Raw genomic sequence first — 16,102 nt, forward strand, 5'->3', positions numbered from 1 at the left:
CTCTTCTACCAAATTGTCGATTAGCCTTCGATGCGTTTGCGCTCGTCGTCGGTCAGCACACTTGCGAGACGCTCGAGCTCGGTTTCAGCACTTTGATTTCCCATATCCTGAGCCCGACTGAACCAGCGCCAAGCTTCGACAAAGTCGGGCTGGTCCTGGCCATGCCCACCTGCATGAGCAATTCCGAGGTTGAATGCGCAGCGATTGTCGCCGAGCTCTGCGCCCTTGTCCCACCACGATTGCGCGGTTTTGAACTCTTTAGGGCCACCAGCGCCGGTCATCATCATGACGCCGAGGTATGTCATCGCGTTCACTTCGCCCATATGCGCGGCCTGCTCAAACAAACGGCGCGCATCCGTCTCGTTACGCTCGCCACCAAGGCCTCGTAACTTCATGAACCCCAGATTGAACAATGCGGGTGGCAGGTCAGCCTCCGCCGCCTGTGCATAATATGCTCTGGCAGCGGCAAAGTCCTGATGGACGCCCCGCCCATGATGTAGCATGGCGCCGAAATTGTTGGCAGCCGCAGCATGTCCGGAGTCCGCAGCCCGGCGCATCAACGCCGCGGATTTCATCAAGCTCTCTCCGCCCTCGCTATCGAGTAGCAAGGCGACCGCTTGTTCGAACAGAACATCCCCTTCCGCCATAAGTGCACGATATGCATAAACCACTACTTGCATAGCGACTTTTGGCAGTTTTTGCCTCACAAAAGTTGAAACAAGTGTTTAGTTTTGGCGATTGGTTAGCTGTCCGATAGTCACTGAATCTGCATGCATGAGTGGCGAACACGAATACTCAGGGCACACTTCGATCAATCTCAAAAAAAACTTTCCTCAGGACACCATCCATCCATGACAGAATTGACCCTGGATCGCCTCTTTGCGTCGCCTTCCCTAACTGGCCAAACAACACTGGGCATCAAGTACTCTCCCGATGCTGCACGGGTGACCTTCCTCAAGCCTCGGCCCGACGACCAGCAAAGACACGATCTCTGGCAATTCGACGTTGAGACAGGCGCGCCGTCCCTCCTTGTGGATTCCCTATTGCTTGAACCAGAAGAAATCGTTCTCTCAGAGGAAGAAATAGCCCAACGCGAGCGCAAGCGAATTGCGGGGAGAACAGGCATCCTCGACTACTCATGGGGTACAGCCACGACGATACTCGTCCCACTAGGGGGAAACCTGCACTTGGTCACCCTTACTGAAGACAGTCCGCAAGTTCGGCAACTAACCGATACCGATGCCTTTGACTATGATGCCCGCATTTCACCCAAAGGCACGTATGCCAGCTTCATTCGCGACGGGGCGCTCTGGATAGTTGATCTTGCGACGGGCGACGAGAAACGCGCCTCTCCCCCGGCCGAGCCGTCAAAATCACTGTCGTATGGCGTCGCCGAATTTGTCGCACAGGAAGAGATGAGCCGATACACCGGAAATTGGTGGAGCCCGGACGATAAGTACATCGCCTATACGCGTGTGGATGAGACATCCGTGGACATCGTTCCACGCTTTGATATCGCCGCAGAAAATGTTGCCGTTATTGAGCAGCGCTATCCTCGCGCGGGTCGCCCCAACGCCATTGTGGACCTATTCGTTCTGGAGGTGGAAACCGGCATTGTCACGGAGATTGGATGGCGGCGCAACGACTGGGGACACGCAACCGACCAATATCTCGCGCGGGTCAATTGGACTGAGAGCAGCCTCTACGTCCAGCGCGTCAATCGGGCTCAGACACAGCTCGAAATGGTCCAATTCATGGCCTACAAGCATTCCGAGAAAGGGTTGCGCCTTTATGAGGCCACCGTCGCTCAGCTTGATGAGCAACCCAATTGGATCAATCTGTCTTCAGATTTCGTGAGCTTGGGGGATACAGGCATTGTTCTCACGGAAGAATCTCGTGGTTACCGCCAAATTAGCTTGTTACCGCCTTCGACAACCCACCCCAGACAACTGATTGGCGGTGACTGGGTTGTCGACAAGCTGCAGCATGTAAAAGCCGACATGTCCGAAATACTCTTCACAGGGTTTCTGGATACTTCGCTTGAGTGCCACCTCTATCGCGCCAAGCCAGCGACTTCTGGCTCAGCAACTCCTCCAGAGGTCGAGCGCATCACCTCCATAGGCCAAACATGGTCCATTGCCATGGCGCCAGACGGGCGATCCTTTGTCGGAACATCATCATCCCCAAGCCACCCCCCTCAAACGGGTCTGTATGCTTCTGACGGCAGTTTGATTTCCTGGATTTCGGAGAATGCGCTCGACGCAGACCATCCATATCACTCCTTTCTGCCGGATCACGTCACACCAGAGTTCGGAGTCCTGTCCGCCGATGACGGTCAGATTCTACACTATTCCCTACTGAAACCGCCCGGTTTCAATGCTAGGAAATGCTACCCGGTTATTGTGGAAGTGTATGGCGGGCCACATGTCCAAACTGTCACGCGCAGTTGGGGGAGTCTGTCAGATCAACATCTCGCCCGTCAGGGATACCTCATCTTCAGGCTCGATAATCGAGGCAGCTGGAATCGCGGCAAGAAGTTTGAGGACGTGATCCATCACCGCACGGGCCTGCATGAGGTCAGCGACCAGATGATGGGCGTGGACTGGCTCAAGACACAACCATTTGTCGATCCCGGCAGAATTGCCATTCAGGGCTGGTCCTATGGCGGATACATGACACTGATGACCATTCTGCAAGCGCCAGCTGATACATTCGCGTGCGCTGTCGCGGGAGCTGCGGTTGCAGACTGGAGCCTCTATGATACATTCTACACGGAGCGGTATATGGGGACACCACAAAACAACCCAGGCGGCTATGAAGCCTCCAGTGTTTTTCCAAACCTCGACGCGCTTTCGACCCCCCTCCTCCTCATTCACGGCATGGCAGATGACAACGTCACCTTCGACAATGCCACACGACTGATGGCCAGACTTCAGGAATTGGGCAAACCGTTTGAATTAATGACCTATCCGGGCCAACGCCACGGCATTCGGGGAGAAGCGCTGCAACGCCACCTGATGCAAACGCGTATGGCCTTTTTGGACCGCAAACTGAAGAGACCATCAGAATGATCAAACCCTGGAAAATCCTGGAAAGCCGTCAAACCTACAAAGACGACTTTCTTTCGGTGCGCACGGATGTCTGCCAACGTGAAGACGGCCATGTAGTGCCCGCCTATCATGTGTTGGAATTCACAGATTGGGCCACGATTATCCCGATCACTGACGAAGGCAATATTGTGCTGGTCCGCGAGTATCGGCACGCCGGCGAGATCGTCCTCTTGGGCGTACCCGGCGGCGTCCTGGATCCCGGAGAATCCGATCCGGAAATAGCAGCCCGGCGGGAATTACGCGAGGAGACCGGCTACATGGCGCGCGAGTTGATCCCCGTTGGCACCTGTTATCCGAACCCGGCAACCCAGAATAATCAGCTTCATTATTTTTTGGCCACGGGCTGCCAGAAGACAGATGCTCAGTCTCTTGACGCAAACGAGAAAATCGAGGTCGTCGAGATGCCTTACAAAGACTTCCTGGAATACGAAGCTTTCGAGACTCAACACGGCCTTCACGCGGCGGCACTGTTTTACACCGAGCGGTATTTCGGGAAACATCCCGAAAAACGACCGTGAGGAAGTGCCCATGCCTGCCTTCCAGCCTACTGCCGACCAATTCAGGGCGTTTCGTGACGACCCGAACGATGGCCCCATTACCCAGGTAAATTTGCTGAAGTTTCGAGTTAAAGCTGAGTATCAGCCGGATGACCCCGAATTTGGCGAAGAGATCAGCGGGGAAGACGCCTATATTCGTTACTCCGAAGCCTTCACTTTCGCGGCAAAAAAGGTCGGCGGCTCCACATTGCTCCTTGCATCGACCGAACGCTATTTCATCGGTCAGGGCGATTGGGATGGCGTGCTGGTCAACCAGTTCCCAGATCGACAGGCTTTCATCGCTACGCTCAACCATCCGGACTACAAATCCATGTCTCGCCATCGCGAGGCAGGCCTGCTTTGCCAGGAATTGATCGTGACCCGTCCCACTTGGATAAACGGGAGAAAGCTGTGAGCCGCTACGAAATCTTTGGCGCGCTCGGCTCGCCCTATTCCATGAAAGTGCGCGCCGCCCTGCGGGCCAAACGCCTTGTCCATACCTGGACCGGTATGACAGCCGACGACCGACAAAGCGTCATGCCAAATGTGCGGGCACCCGTGATCCCTGTCATCCGCCAGCCTGACGGCAGCTGGGTGAATGATTCAACCCCCTTCTTGCTGTCACTCGAAGGCGAAGGCCGAGACCTCTTGCCACCCGATCCGGTTGCCCGGTTTGCCTGCCTGTTGCTTGAGGACATGGCCGACGAATGGTTCATGAAAGCCATGTTCCATTACAGATGGGCATATGACCTGGATGCTGAATGGTGCGCCAATTGGCTGATCTATGACACGCTTCCCAACACAAGTCGCCTTGGCGTGGAAGAAGCTGCTGCCACCATCCGTGAACGGCAAATCAGCCGCATGACTCTTGTTGGCTGCACACCCCAGACTGCCCCTCTGATAGAGGCCAGCTGGAAGCGCATCTGCAAAGTTCTGGAGGCGATGGCAACCGGGCCAACACGCTTCTTGTTCGGAGATCGCATTTCGCTCGCGGATCTTGGCTTTTACGGTCAGTTGAAAGTCATGAGTGTTGACCCCACTCCCATGACCTGGCTGCGAGCGGACACACCGTACTTGTATCGCTGGATTGATCACGCCGATGATGCGAGCGGTATCGAAGGTAACTGGTCTGATAGTATCAGCCCGGTGGTCCACGACCTTCTCGCAATAGCAGGGGAAACCTATTTGCCATTCCTGAAAGCCAATCTTGATGCGCTCAATTCCGGATCAGACAGGTTTTCGCTTGAAATAGAGCGCGGGCGCTATGAACAGGGCGTATTCAAGTATCAGGCAAGATGCCTGCAAACCTTGGGCGATGCCTGGAAAGATCTGGATGTTGTCGCGCGAGACAAACTTGCTGAGTGGATTGGACCAAACGCAAGCATCCTTTCAACAAACGTTTAGCAACTCGGGTACAAGACTGCGCCTGAAGAACGAAATTCTGTTTTCTTGTGGCTCGGCTCAACGCAGAGTCAGCGCGAATCCCACTGCGAGGCATATTATCCGTGACGAAAAAACCGTCTCCCATCTCAGAATTGCTGCACCACCGCGCCCGCAACCTTTCCAAGGGTGCACCAGTATCGCTTCCTATCATGGCGAGTACGACATTCCTGTTGCCAGGAGATCCGGACGGCAGCCATTTCTATGCGCGCAATGGAAATCCAACAGTCGAAAGTGTCGAAGCGGAGATAGGCATTCTGGAAAATGCCGAGACGGTGCTGTTCCCATCCGGCATGGCCGCTATCGCCGCAATGTTTCACACAGTGCTGCGCCCGGGAGACAAGGTTCTGGTGCATGCAGACGGCTACTACAATGTTCGAGCCCTGTTGAATGAACACTTCGCACCCCGGGGCATAACCGTCGAGACTTGTCCTACCGCCCGGATGGCGGATGCCGACCTGTCGGGCTGCCGGCTCGTAATGATTGAAACACCGTCAAATCCGGGCCTCGAAGTTTGCGACATCGCGGCTGTGGCTGATCGGGCAAAATCAGCCGGAGCCTTGCTGGTGGCTGATAACACGACTGCAACACCCCTGTGCCAGCAACCTCTCGATCTTGGGGCGGATATGGTCGTGATGGCTGACACAAAGGCCATGGCGGGCCATTCAGATGTTCTCTGCGGACATGTAGCAAGTCGGGACACATCCCTGATGAATCAGGTGCGTGGCTACCGTCGTTTGGGCGGCGCCACGGTAAGCCCGTTCGACGCGTATCTGCTGCATCGCGGGCTTGAGACCCTGGAATTGCGCGTTTCGCGGGCAAACCAGAATGCTCTAATTCTGGCAAATCACCTATTATCGCACCCCTCTGTGCAGACCGTCCGGTATCCCGGTCTCCCGCGAGACGCGAGCCACGCAGTTGCGTCTCGCCAGATGCGAGACTTTGGTCCGATCGTGAGCTTCACGTTAATAGATCGCGCAAGCGCAGAAAAGTTTATTGATAACAATCCACTAATAGTGCCCGCCACGAGCTTTGGAGGTGTTCACACCTCTGCTGAGTGCCGAGTCCGCTGGGGAGACCACGTCGCCGACGGATTCGTCCGCTTGGCGTGCGGAATAGAGCCCAGTGAAGACCTTGTAAAAGCTACGGAAAATGCTTTACGAGATATCAGTCCGGTTTGATGCTGGGGAAGTGACTTTCACGGACAAGTGGTATAGCGTTTGCTCTCAACGAGCAGGGGTCTCGTTTCATGAAGCGACTGAGTATTGTCCTTTTCTTCGCCCTGCTGGGCTTTGGCGCTTGGGGCTGGTTCCGTCTGAACCAGCCTGAGCCGCCTATGGCGTTGACTGAGCCCCTGCGGATCGATCAAGGCGAGATCCAGGGCGGTGTTGATCCAGACAATCCGGAAATCCAGGTTTTCAATGGGATTCCCTATGCCAGCGCCCGTCGTTGGTCAGCGCCAACTTCCCCGCCGCAATGGGGTGCCATTACCCGGGATGCGAGGGAATTCGGCCCGCAATGCCTGCAACCCCGCGGACATATGAATGAGGTTGTCGACCGTATCATCGATGGTAACGGCTTGCCCTGGTGGAAACGATTGGCCGCCAGGCAATACCTCGCTGCCCAGCCTGAGCCCGCTGAAGCCGAGGACTGCCTGTTCCTGAATGTCCGAACGGCAAATCGCGGCAAGCCTCGGCTACAGCCGGTAATGGTATGGATTCACGGCGGCTCTCATCAGGCTGGGGCGGGTTCGGCGTCATATTACCAGGCAAATGGCCTTGTGGATAAAGGCGTCGTTCTGGTCACAATCAACTACCGGCTCGGACCATTCGGCTACATGGCGCACCCTGCCCTGACCGAAGAAGCCGGAACATCCGGCAATTACGGCCTGTTGGACCAGGTCGCAGCACTCCGCTGGGTTCAAATGAATATTGCGCGCTTCGGCGGCAATCCAAACAATGTCACCATATTTGGCGAAAGCGCAGGCGCTCAATCTGTCAGTGAGCTGATGGCAACGCCTCTTGCTGACGGCCTGTATGACAAGGCCATCTTGCAGAGTGGCGTCAGCAGTTACAATGCGCTTCACCTGTCCCACTCGCCATTGCCCAATGTGCAAAGCTCCGAAGAAGTCGGTGTCGAGTTCCTTTCATCGCTGGCCGATGGCACCGCTACCGCAGACCGGCTTCGCGCCATCCCGTCGGGGGCGATCATCGACCGTGTTCTGTTGAGGCAGGATTTGGTCAAGTACTTCTTGCCGACAGTGGATGGTAACGTCCTGCCCGTGCCAATCGGCGAAGCTATTCGGGACGGTGGCGCCAATCGGGTTCCAGTCCTTGCAGGCTATAATGCTGATGAAGGCACTCTATTTTACAGTCAGCGCAAATCGCCGACAGCCCTACTGCCGAACATCTCTGGTTCCATCACACAACGCGAAGCGATGCTGGAAGGCGTGTTTGGTGTGAACTCATCGAAAGCGCTACAAGCCCTCTACGGCATGACATCCTTGGAAACGTGGGATCGGGGCGCCGAAAAAATGCTGGGCGATGACTTGTTCGGCGTCCATACGCGTTTTCTGGCCAAAGCCAATGTCGCTGCTGGCCAGCCAACCTGGCTCTACCAATTCAGCCGGACGCCGCCAGGAAAGTCTCAAACGCTCGGTGCATATCACGGGGCCGAGATCGCGTTTGTCTTCGATAGCCACAACGGCTTCCTTCCGGCAGCTGATGACGATGAAATCCTGACTGACAACATGATTTCATACTGGACCAATTTCGCCAAGACGGGTGACCCCAATGGCAAAGACCTGCCTGAGTGGCCAGCTTATGATCCTGACGCCGATATCTGGCTGGAATTGGACCATGAAATCAAACGCATCAGCGGCCTTCGCGCGCGCAAACTCGACATACTGGAAGACAATCTCAATTTGCGGATCGACGCCATCAAGCGATCAAAAACACCGTTTGAGCTGATCGAGAATACCGCACTTCTATCGACAGCCGCCGGGCTAGGCGGTGAGGAGCGTTTCGCAAATAGCGACTAGGCCCGCCTGGTCGACAGCGTCAAAAGCATTCAGTTCTGTCGAGTCGACATCCAGTACGGCAGCGAGATCGCCATTTGCGTCGAACACCGGAACGACAACTTCAGAATTGCTCGCTGAGTCACATGCGATGTGCCCGGGAAATTCATGAACATCCGGAACAATGATCGGCGCGCGCGTCGCCGCCACATGCCCGCAGACCCCTTTGCCAAAGGGGATGCGCAGACAACCAAGCGTGCCCTGATACGGCCCAACAACCAGTTCGGACTCCTTCAGGGGGTCAACCATGTAGAATCCCGTCCAGAAAAAGCGGGGTGAAAAGGCCTGTGACAGGATACAGGACGCTGTCGCATAACGCGCAGTGATCGATGTTTCTCCCGCAACAACGCTATCAATTTCCGCCTTCAATTCCTTGTAGCGTTCTGCCCTGTCCATATTCTGCCTCATCTGTGCCTTGAGCGGGCTATATCGGCTGGATGCAGGCACTTCGCAATAGGGCGTTGAAGCTGACACCAACCTCTGAAATAGTCGGAGCAGTCAAGGCGGTGGACGGGGCCGCTGCCATGAGGGAGACAGTCATTGAGCCTGACGGGACGCCTAAGCGCCGCCTTGCTGATCGCAGCCTGTCTCACCGTCCCTGCGGGGGCGCAGACAGGCGACGACTATGACGACCTCACGTTGGACGCCCCAATCGAGACTCCCGACTCGAATGATTGGGGCGAGGTCACCCACCATCCCGAAACAGACCTTGAAACACTTGAACAGGCGCATCGGGACTATCTTAGAAAATCGACCCTCCAGCTCGAACGACCGGAAGCCGATCCTGTCGAGTTCGATCCGCCCTCTCCTCCGCCTAACTGGCTACGAGGATTGTTTGAGTTCCTTAGTCATTTGGGCCCGCTTCTAACGCTCATTTTCTATGTAGCTATCGCCGCCTTGATTTTGGGCGTGTTGTACTTCCTTTTCGGAGAGGCGCTGCGTATCCGGTTTGGCAAAGATGGCAGCAAAGCCGACAAAGTCGGCGACGATGTCATCCCGGACTTCCGCCCGGCAGAATCCGTCGCCCGCTCCCTACTGGAAGAGGCCGATGCGCTTGCCCGCGCAGGAAAATTCGCGGAGGCCGTGCACTTACTCTTGTTCCGGTCAATCGAGGACATTCAGACGCGCATCGAGATCGGCGTGCCTCGCTCACTCACGGCACGTGAGATCGGCAAGCTTGGCTTCCTGCCAGATCGCGCGCGGACCGCTCTCAGCCCGATCATCGCCATCGTCGAACGTAGTTTCTTCGGCGGCCGGGATGTCGACGAAAGCGGCTGGCATATGGCGCGGGCTTCCTACGAAGACTTCGCATTTGGGGAGCAGTGGACATGAAGGATCGTTCTCACGTCGACTCCCCGTTCAGTGGCAAGATCGTCGGCATATTGCTGGCAGTGGCGCTTTTTTCCTTTGGGGCAATCATGGTGCTCGCAGGCTGGGCACCCGAATTGCGGGACCGGAATGTGGCCGGTGCGCACCCGTTCTCAACCTCGGCGCTCGGTTATAATGGCTTCGTGCAACTCCTTCAGGAACAAGGCTATCCGGCGGAAGTCTCCCGGCTGGAGCGCACGCTTGAAGACAGTGATTGGGGCCTACTCGTCTTAACACTCCCCCAATGGGGTGCAGCAAAGGCGCTCGAAGACTTCGAGCCACAGCGGACTACTTTGCTCGTCCTGCCGAAATGGACCGGCATGACTGATCCTCTTAACAAGACCCATCAAAAGGATACGCGCTTCATGAATGCGCGCGTCCTGAACGACTTACTGGAGACGATAGCTATCGATGCGGAAATCGGACGTATCGATGTGCCAAGTGAAACCTCAACCCCCTTCGGATCAATCGCGCTCAAACCAGACGTGAAGATGCAAGTGTTACGCGGAGACTCGCTTACGCCGATTGTTGAGACACAGGATGGGATCCTGCTCGCCTGGGCGCCCGATGCGGACATGTATGTTCTGTCCGACCCCGACATGATCAACACTTTCGGTTTGTCGCAGTTTGAGAACGCTCGCTTTGCGACTCAGATGATCGACTTTCTTCGTAATGATTACGACGAGCCGATTATATTTGATGCGACTCTCCATGGTTTCGTTCGGTCCGAGAATCTGCTGCAGATGATTTTCGACATCCCCTTTATCGGCGCGACGTTGACTGCGTTGGCGGCCGCTTTCCTGCTGGGCTGGGCCGCGCTCATACGATTTGGGCCACCTGTGAAGGAAGGACGCGCCATTGCGCTTGGAAAACAGGCGCTGGCTGACAACTCCGCAGGCTTGATTACGATGGCGCGCCGGGAGACTCGTATAGCACCCGCATATCTCCACATGATCCGCCGTCGTGTATCCCGGGATATAGGCGCTCCAAAGACATTGAATGAAACCCAACTCACCGCCCTGTTCGACCGGCTTGGCCCGGAAGAAGAGTCCGGCAAACACTTCACAGACATGGCGTCGGGACTGCGCGGTCCTGCCACCAGCCGTGAAGACCTCATGAACAAGGCGCGCGAGCTGTTTCGCTGGCGCAAGGGAATTATCGGGAGATCCATGAATGAACGTGAATGACATCAAGGCGCTGGCGGACCGGATCCGTAACGAAGTGCGCAAGGCAGTCGTGGGACAGGACACAACGGTTGATGTTCTTCTGACTGCGATATTCTCGTCAGGGCACGTCCTTCTTGAAGGCCCACCGGGAACAGCCAAGACCCTACTGGCGCAATGCTTTGCGAGATCGATTTCGCTCGACTTCGGTCGCATTCAGTTCACACCCGACCTGATGCCGGGAGATGTTCTCGGCACGAACCTGTTCAACTTTCAAACCAATCAATTTGCCCTCACCAAGGGTCCAATTTTCACCGATCTCCTTTTGGCGGACGAGATCAATCGAACACCTCCGAAAACACAAGCCGCGCTGCTAGAGGCCATGCAGGAACGCAAGGTGACGATTGATGGCGACACCTACCCGTTGAATGACCGATTCACGGTGATCGCGACCCAGAACCCTATCGAACAGCAGGGCACATATCCCCTGCCGGAAGCGCAGCTTGACCGCTTCCTGTTCAAGCACACGCTGGACTATCCAAGTCGTGAAGAAGAGCTCGCAATTGTTTCCAAGCATGGCACTCGCACGGGCATGAAAACCGCAGCAGCGTTCGGCATCGAGCCGGTTGTCTCGGCAGAAGAACTCAGTGAAGCTGTCAATTCGGTTGCTGAAGCCCGGCTGCAGGACGATATCATTGCCTACATCGTGGATATTATTCGCGCGACCCGGACAACCCCGGCCCTGGAAACTGGCGCTTCGCCGCGCGCCGCTGCCGCGCTGGCCACTGCGGCCCGTGCCCGCGCCGCGCTCGACGGCCGGGACTTTGTTATTCCAGACGACGTGAAACTGCTGGCCCTGCCAGCACTCCGCCACCGCGTTTTGTTATCCCCCGCCGCAGAAATCGAAGGCAAGACGACCGACGAAACTCTTTCAGCTATCATCGAACAGACGGCCGCACCGCGGTGATTTCACCCACACCTCGCGCCATCTTCCTGATGCTGCTCGGCGTGCCGCTCATGGTGGCTATAGCTCTGCTGCGTCCTGAACTCTGGGTCATATCCGCTGGCTGGGTCGGCGGCATCGCCAGCCTGATCTTTGCGGATGCCGTCCTGGCCGCATCCCTGCGAGCCTATGAGGCAGATGTAGACGCGCCGGCACTGCTTTATGTCGGCGGGTCTGATCCAGCGGACCTGACGCTGCGGTTCGCGCGAGGTCCGCTTCCCAGACGAATCGAGGTGTTATTGGAAGTGAACGCTTTCTTGCAGACCATTCCACCCGCAGGATTAAGAGGCTGGCAGGACCGGGCCCGGTCATACTCGTTGCCGCTCACGCCAACACGACGGGGTCTCGCCAAGCTGGTCAAACTCTGGAGCCGCTGGAAAGGTCCGCTCGGGCTGATACAAAAACAACACACTACCGTGCTGGATAGAGATATTCCGATCACACCCAATATCCGCTGGGTGAAAGACGAAGCTATCCGTATCTATTCTCGTGATGCGGAATTCGGCGTGAAGATGCAGATCGAGCGCGGCGATGGCAGTGAATTCGACGCTTTGCGCGAGTTCACGACCGGCATGGATCGGCGCGCAATCGACTGGAAACACTCTGCACGCCACCGCAACCTGCTCGCCAAGGAATTCCGAACCGAACGCAATCACAATATCGTCTTCGCTTTTGATACGGGGCGATTGATGAGCGAGCCGCTTGGCGGCGTGCCCAAGATTGATCGCGCCATAAATGCCGGACTACTCCTGTCCTTTGTGTCTCTTCGCAGCGGCGACCGCGCCATGATCTATGGCTTTGATGCCAAGCCCGGTTTCATGAGCGGGTTCATGTCTGGTCAACGCAGTTTCACAAAAGCTCAGGATCTGGCGGCTCAACTGGATTACTCCGCTGAGGAGGCCAATTTCACGCTTGCACTCTCCTCACTCGCGAGCAAGCTGGAGCGACGCAGCCTCATCATTATTTTCTCCGACTTTGTCGACACGATTTCGGCCGAACTCATGCTGGAAAATGTGAAACGCCTGACTGATCGGCATCTGGTGATATTTGCCACATTCGAGGATGAATCGCTCGCAGAAATGGTAGATGCGCCACCAAGTTCAACGGAATCTGTAACTCGCGCCGTCATCGCAGACACGCTCATGGCTGAGCGCGACACCGTCCTGCTTCGGCTTCAGCGCATGGGCGTACAAGTGATCGAGACGAGACCGGAACAATTCGGCGCGGAACTGATCTCCCGGTACCTTCAGATCAAACAGAGGGACATGCTGTGAGCGACCTTCTCAAATCCTACCGCTTCCGCGAAGAGCGTGAGTCCGACTGGCGCAAACTGGACTTGATCCTGACACGGGCTGAAAACTCCGGCGTGAAAGCGCTCAGCGACGACGATATGACAGCCTTGCCTCGCCTCTATAGGCAGGCGGTTTCTTCCTTGTCGGTGGCGCGCTCCATTTCGCTCGACCAGAATGTCATCGCCTATCTCGAAAGCCTCTGCACACGTGCATATTTCTTCGTCTACGGCGCCCGGACCTCCATCGGCGAGCGCATGATGGATTTCCTGCGACGCGACTGGCCTGCTTGTGTCTCCTCGGCCATCGGGCCAACTTTGCTGGCAGCTCTGTTCCTGTTTGGCGGATGGGCGCTCGCATTCTTTCTGTGCATGCAGGACATGGAATGGTTCTGGACTTTTCATGGCCAGAACATCTGGGACGGGCGCAATCCGGATGCGTCCGTCGAATATCTGAGGTCCACAATCTATACCGACGAGGGAGATCTCGGCGACGGCCAGCTGACTTCCTTTGCGAGTTTCCTGTTCAACAACAATGCCCGGATTGCGCTGTTTGCTTTCGCGCTCGGATTTGCGTTCGGTATCCCCACCGCATGGCTGCTCGTATACAACGGTGTCATGATGGGCTCACTTCATGCCGTATTCTGGGACAAGGGGCTTGGCTATGAATTTACCGGATGGCTGGCGATCCACGGAACAACCGAGTTGTTTGCCATCATACTGGCAGGAGCAGCGGGCTTCGTGATAGGGGGCGCAGTCGCTTTCCCCGGCCAGATGACCAGGTTGAACTCGGCGCGCCATGCCGGGCAAAAGGCCGCCACAATTGCAATGGGGTGCGTCATCATGCTGATCGTCGCGGCTTTGCTAGAAGGCTTCGGGCGGCAAATGATCAATAGTGACGCGATCCGCTATACGATCGCTCTGAGCATTCTCGGTTTGTGGTGCGCATATTTTTATCTGCCAAGACGAACGGACACCGTATGAGCTCTACCGTTCCTCCGGCACCAGACACCGTGAACCTTGCGAATGTTGAAGCTGCGCGCCGCCGCCGCGCCCGCATGCAAGAGCAAGAGCGTCAGTCGAAACTTGTACGGAAACTGGTCACGCCGGAAGGCGCCGCGATACAGCTTAAACTGGCTACTGCATCCGAGCGTGCAGGCGCGTTTCTCATCGATGTCGCGATACAATGGGCCATCGTAATCGCGACCGCTTTGGGGCTCTCTTTTGCAATAGGGGCCATGGACCCCGAGAGTGCCAATATCGCTCGGGCGGTTTGGCTTGTCTTTTTCTTCTTCGTCCGAAATTTCTACTACATCTTCTTCGAACTTGGCACGAAGGCTGCCACACCCGGAAAGCGCGCCCTTGGCGTCCGGGTCACCTCTCGCAATGGCGGGCGTCTGACTGCGAACTCGGTTCTAGCCCGGAATTTCATTCGTGAAATCGAAATCGGTCTACCCTTTCAGTTCCTTATGATGGGCGGGGATCAAGTGACCAGCTGGATGGCCCTGCTTGGCTTGGTCTGGTCCGGCATCTTCCTGCTCTTCCCAATCTTCAACAAGGACAAGATGCGCGTTGGCGACCTGATTGCTGGCACCTGGGTAATCAAAAACCCCAAAACCAAGCTGATGGGCGATATCTCATCGACGACCCGAGCCACTACGCATGAGCGATTTGCCTTCACACCCCAACAAGCCGAAGCCTATGGCATTCATGAATTGCACGTATTGGAAGATGTCCTTCGCCAGTCAACGCAAGATGTAAAGGCGCAGGTCGCGCTTCGCATTCGGCAAAAGATTGGATGGCAAGCCCAGCCGGGTGAAACCGATATCGCCTTTCTGGAAGCCTATTATGCAACCCTTCGAAGGCGGCTCGAACAACGCATGATTTTGGGCGAACGGAAAACCGACAAGTTCGACGTGCGCTGACTATCTACAAACGCCCCTGCACCCAATCCCGGGTCAGGAAGCCGTCGATCAGGTCACACACGAGACCCAACTCAACCAGCGCAGACGCATAGCGACGTGGATCCACCAAGGTTTTGAAGATCGAACCTGCTTCGAACTGATCCTCCGCTTCCAGCGCCAGAGTCATGTGACCATCTTCGAACACACCGCGAAGCTTGCCCCCGGAAAAGTGCCGCTCCAATGCGATCAGGCGCTCCATACTGTCTGGGGACAACAACGCCCGGGCCTCCACCTGGTCTGTCGAATAGACGGTAAAAGCTTCCTCGAGTTCGCGGGAAATCAGATCCACTTTCTTCAGGTCACCCGAATACCTGCCCCGCTTCCACCATCCAGACCGCGCGATCACGGTTCGACCAAGAAAGCGCTCTGGGTATTCGACATGAACCAGAATGCCCTGAAATACGGTCTTGCTATTCTTGCCACCGGTTTCAAGTTTGGCTTCAACCAATGCAAAGCGAGTCCCCGCACGCTCACCCGAAATCAGATCTTCGAATTTGAGACGCGAGTGACCCGGTAGCAATTTGACAGTTTTCAGTATTTCAAAAGCTGGCGTCGGCGCGTCAGGACCGTTCGTGGAACTCATGTTGATCGCGCCTAACGGCGTATTCACTGTCGAGTTCATCTTGCCAGAATAGGCCGCATTCAACTCCTTCGCCCGAGAAGCCAGCGTCTTCAAATCGACAATACCGGACAGGTCTGGATGCAATGTGTCATAGGTGAAGCCAAACGGTTCACAGGCAGCTGAAAGGATCAACTGCTTGGTCTGCGACTTCATTGTAAAAACCTTGACCCAGGCGGTCGCCGACACAATCGCGCCTGACACCAAGACCAGAAATATGAGTCCGGGTGAGATGATATCAACACTCACGAGCGTAGAGATCATCAACAGAATTGTGATGAAGATCGGGATGCCAGCACCGATAATTGAACGCGTTATCGCTGCACGTATTGTGGCTTTCCGACTCTCTTCCCGCCGGGACAGTTCGGGCTCAAGTACATCCGACCAAACACGCTCAGCCTTAGCAAACTCTGTACGACGACCCGATAACGCCGCGAGGGATGGCGCGCGCGTCAAAGCGTCGTTCAACCTGTTTGGACTAATGTCTGACATACTGAGTCCCCCTCAGGTATCAGGCTTAGGGACCCGACAATTT

Annotated in this window: 15 protein-coding genes; 12 read left to right on the plus strand and 3 right to left on the minus strand. The window is 56.1% G+C overall.

All coding sequences use genetic code 11. The features are described from left to right. Positions 1–20 precede the first annotated feature (20 nt). Positions 21–680 carry a tetratricopeptide repeat protein gene (locus B3527_RS02960; RefSeq protein WP_206990726.1) on the minus strand — a complete coding sequence of 220 codons (660 nt, stop codon included), beginning with the start codon at positions 678–680 and terminating at the stop codon, positions 21–23. A 171-nt stretch (positions 681–851) separates the two neighbouring features. Here B3527_RS02960 and B3527_RS02965 point away from each other — a divergent pair, with 171 nt between their 5' ends. From B3527_RS02965 to B3527_RS02990, 6 genes are all read left to right on the plus strand, one after another. Then, entirely contained in the window at positions 852–3,071 is a 2,220-nt protein-coding gene (locus B3527_RS02965; RefSeq protein ID WP_290479626.1) for a S9 family peptidase, read from the plus strand. Next, positions 3,068–3,628 (plus strand): NUDIX hydrolase, encoded by a 561-nt coding sequence (locus B3527_RS02970; RefSeq protein ID WP_290479627.1) that lies wholly within the window; start codon positions 3,068–3,070, stop codon positions 3,626–3,628. The genes B3527_RS02965 and B3527_RS02970 overlap by 4 nt, the downstream gene beginning before the upstream one ends. A gap of 10 nt (positions 3,629–3,638) precedes the next feature. Then, on the plus strand, positions 3,639–4,061 hold the full coding sequence (locus tag B3527_RS02975) for a DUF1330 domain-containing protein (RefSeq protein WP_206990729.1): 423 nt from the start codon (positions 3,639–3,641) through the stop codon (positions 4,059–4,061). Next, positions 4,058–5,050 (plus strand): glutathione S-transferase family protein, encoded by a 993-nt coding sequence (locus tag B3527_RS02980; protein ID WP_290479628.1) that lies wholly within the window; start codon positions 4,058–4,060, stop codon positions 5,048–5,050. Before B3527_RS02975 ends, B3527_RS02980 begins: the two co-directional genes overlap by 4 nt. A 101-nt stretch (positions 5,051–5,151) precedes the next feature. Next, positions 5,152–6,267, plus strand: a complete 1,116-nt coding sequence (locus B3527_RS02985; protein WP_290479629.1) for a cystathionine gamma-lyase — start codon at positions 5,152–5,154, stop codon at positions 6,265–6,267. A 68-nt stretch (positions 6,268–6,335) separates the two neighbouring features. Beyond that, entirely contained in the window at positions 6,336–8,126 is a 1,791-nt protein-coding gene (locus B3527_RS02990) for a carboxylesterase/lipase family protein (RefSeq protein WP_290479630.1), read from the plus strand. Here B3527_RS02990 and B3527_RS02995 read toward each other — a convergent pair. Continuing rightward, positions 8,091–8,558, minus strand: coding sequence for a GAF domain-containing protein (locus B3527_RS02995; RefSeq protein ID WP_206990733.1), 468 nt, complete (start codon positions 8,556–8,558; stop codon positions 8,091–8,093). The two genes, B3527_RS02990 and B3527_RS02995, sit on opposite strands and share 36 nt — an antisense overlap. Positions 8,559–8,702: 144 nt before the next feature. On the opposite strand from B3527_RS02995, the gene B3527_RS03000 reads away from it, so the two are divergent. From B3527_RS03000 to B3527_RS03025, 6 genes are read left to right on the plus strand one after another with little or no spacing between them, the layout of a single operon-like run. Beyond that, the gene (locus B3527_RS03000) at positions 8,703–9,494 is read left to right on the plus strand and encodes a hypothetical protein (protein WP_290479632.1); all 792 of its coding nucleotides are present in this window, start codon (positions 8,703–8,705) and stop codon (positions 9,492–9,494) included. Beyond that, complete coding sequence (locus tag B3527_RS03005) at positions 9,491–10,717, plus strand: DUF4350 domain-containing protein (RefSeq protein WP_290479633.1); 1,227 nt, start codon at positions 9,491–9,493, stop codon at positions 10,715–10,717. The genes B3527_RS03000 and B3527_RS03005 overlap by 4 nt, the downstream gene beginning before the upstream one ends. Further along, positions 10,704–11,660: an AAA family ATPase gene (locus B3527_RS03010; protein ID WP_034811615.1), complete on the plus strand. Its 957-nt coding sequence runs from the start codon at positions 10,704–10,706 to the stop codon at positions 11,658–11,660. Before B3527_RS03005 ends, B3527_RS03010 begins: the two co-directional genes overlap by 14 nt. Further along, positions 11,657–12,970 (plus strand): DUF58 domain-containing protein, encoded by a 1,314-nt coding sequence (locus B3527_RS03015; RefSeq protein WP_290479634.1) that lies wholly within the window; start codon positions 11,657–11,659, stop codon positions 12,968–12,970. Before B3527_RS03010 ends, B3527_RS03015 begins: the two co-directional genes overlap by 4 nt. Next, positions 12,967–13,968, plus strand: coding sequence for a stage II sporulation protein M (locus B3527_RS03020; protein ID WP_290479635.1), 1,002 nt, complete (start codon positions 12,967–12,969; stop codon positions 13,966–13,968). Before B3527_RS03015 ends, B3527_RS03020 begins: the two co-directional genes overlap by 4 nt. After that, positions 13,965–14,909, plus strand: coding sequence for an RDD family protein (locus tag B3527_RS03025; RefSeq protein ID WP_290479636.1), 945 nt, complete (start codon positions 13,965–13,967; stop codon positions 14,907–14,909). Before B3527_RS03020 ends, B3527_RS03025 begins: the two co-directional genes overlap by 4 nt. A 4-nt stretch (positions 14,910–14,913) precedes the next feature. Here the strand turns inward: B3527_RS03025 and B3527_RS03030 are convergent, their stop codons facing one another. Beyond that, entirely contained in the window at positions 14,914–16,059 is a 1,146-nt protein-coding gene (locus B3527_RS03030; RefSeq protein WP_290479637.1) for a DUF3137 domain-containing protein, read from the minus strand. Between the last annotated feature and the right edge of the window lie 43 nt (positions 16,060–16,102).

It is taken from the genome of Hyphomonas sp. UBA4505, from assembly GCF_002388685.1.
GTDB lineage: Bacteria > Pseudomonadota > Alphaproteobacteria > Caulobacterales > Hyphomonadaceae > Hyphomonas.